This window comes from Thermoactinospora rubra (genome assembly GCF_002093975.1).
GTDB classification, from domain to species: domain Bacteria; phylum Actinomycetota; class Actinomycetes; order Streptosporangiales; family Streptosporangiaceae; genus Nonomuraea; species Nonomuraea rubra_A.
On the sequence record NZ_MSZZ01000109.1, the window covers coordinates 1 to 1,914 of the forward strand.

Annotated in this window: 1 protein-coding gene; it reads right to left on the bottom strand. The window is 72.2% G+C overall.

Features of this window, described 5'->3' with window-relative positions; all coding sequences use genetic code 11:
- A partial coding sequence (locus BSB02_RS39085) for a phosphoketolase family protein (protein ID WP_084966054.1) occupies window positions 1–1,914 on the bottom strand: 1,914 nt, incomplete at both ends.

A 1,914-nucleotide genomic window follows, 5' to 3' on the forward strand; every position in this document is an offset into this window, starting at 1 on the left:
CCAGGTGCGGATCTCGGCCGGGTCCTCGCCGTACTCCCGGGTGTGGGCGCGGGCGCGCAGGCGGGCCTCGGCCATGCGCTGGCGCAGGTGGGCCTGGGTGACCGCCAGGCCGGGGACGCGGTCGACGACGTCCATGACCAGGTGGTAGCGGTCGATGTCGTTCATCATGGCCATGTCGAACGGCGTGGTGGTGGTGCCCTCCTCCTTGTAGCCGCGCACGTGCAGGTTGGCGTGGCCGCGGCGGCGGTAGGCCAGGCGGTGGATCAGCCACGGGTAGCCGTGGAAGTTGAAGATGACCGGCTTGTCGGCGGTGAACAGCGCGTCGAACTCGGCGTCGGGCAGGCCGTGCGGGTGCTCTGCAGGCTGCTGCAGGCGCATCAGGTCGACCACGTTGACCACGCGGACCCTCAAGCGCGGCAGGTGCTCGCGCAGCAGCGCGGCGGCGGCCAGCGTCTCCATCGTCGGCACGTCGCCCGCGCAGGCCAGCACCACGTCCGGCTCGGCGCCCTCGTCCGTGCTGGCCCAGGGCAGGATGCCCAGCCCGCGCGTGCAGTGGACGACCGCCTCCTCGCGGGTGAACAGGTCCAGCACCGGCTGCTTGCCGGCCACGATCACGTTGACGTAGTCGCGGGAGCGCAGGCAGTGGTCGGCCACCGACAGCAGCGTGTTGGCGTCCGGCGGCAGGTAGACCCGCACCACCGAGGCCTTCTTGTTGACCACCACGTCGAGGAAGCCCGGGTCCTGGTGGGAGAAGCCGTTGTGGTCCTGGCGCCACACGTGGGAGGACAGCAGGTAGGTGAGCGAGGCGATCGGGCGGCGCCAGGGGATCTTCCGGGAGGTCTCCAGCCACTTGGCGTGCTGGTTGAACATGGCGTCCACGATGTGGATGAACGCCTCGTAGCAGTTGAACAGGCCGTGGCGGCCGGTCAGCAGGTAGCCCTCCAGCCAACCCTGGCACAGGTGCTCGCTGAGCACCTCCATGACCCGCCCGCCCGCGCCCAGGTGCTCGTCGGTCGGCAACCTGGCGGCGTTCCAGGCGCGGTCGGTGACCTCGAAGACGGCCTGCAGCCGGTTGGAGGCGGTCTCGTCGGGGCCCATCAGCCGGAACGTGTGCGGGTTGGCGGCGATCACGTCGCGCAGGTAGCCGCCCAGCACCCGGGTGGGCTCGCTGGTCTGCGCGGCGGGCGCCTTGACCTCCACGGCGTGCTCGGCGAAGTCCGGCAGCCGCAGCGGGCGCATCAGCTCCCCGCCGTTGGCGTGCGGGTTGGCGCTCATCCGGCGCGGCCCGGCCGGTACGGTGGCCCGGACCGCCTCGACCGGGCGGCCGCCCGCGTCGAACAGCTCCTCGGGCCGGTAGGAGCGCATCCACTCCTCCAGCATCGCCAGGTGCGCGGGGTTGTCGCGGACGGCGGCCAGCGGCACCTGGTGGGCGCGCCAGGTGCCCTCCACCGGCAGGCCGTCCACCTCGCGGGGGCCGGTCCAGCCCTTCGGGGTGCGCAGGACGATCATGGGGAGGCGGTCGAGCGTCCGGTCTTTGCAGGCGGCGATCTCGTCGAAGACCGCATCGAGGGTGCGGGCCATCTCCTCGTGGGAGGGGCCGACCAGGTGGGGGCGGTAGCCGTACCCCTCCATGAGCTTGAGCAGGTCGGCCTCGGGGATGCGGGCCAGCACGGTCGGGTTGGCGATCTTGTAGCCGTTCAGGTGCAGGATGGGCAGCACCACACCGTCGCGCACCGGGTCGAGGAACTTGTTCGAGTGCCAGCTCGCGGCCAGCGGGCCGGTCTCGGCCTCGCCGTCGCCGACGACGCAGGCCACCACCAGGCGGGGGTTGTCGAAGGCGGCGCCGAAGGCGTGCGCGAGGGAGTAGCCCAGCTCGCCGCCCTCGTGGATGGAGCCGGGCGTCTCGGGGGCCAC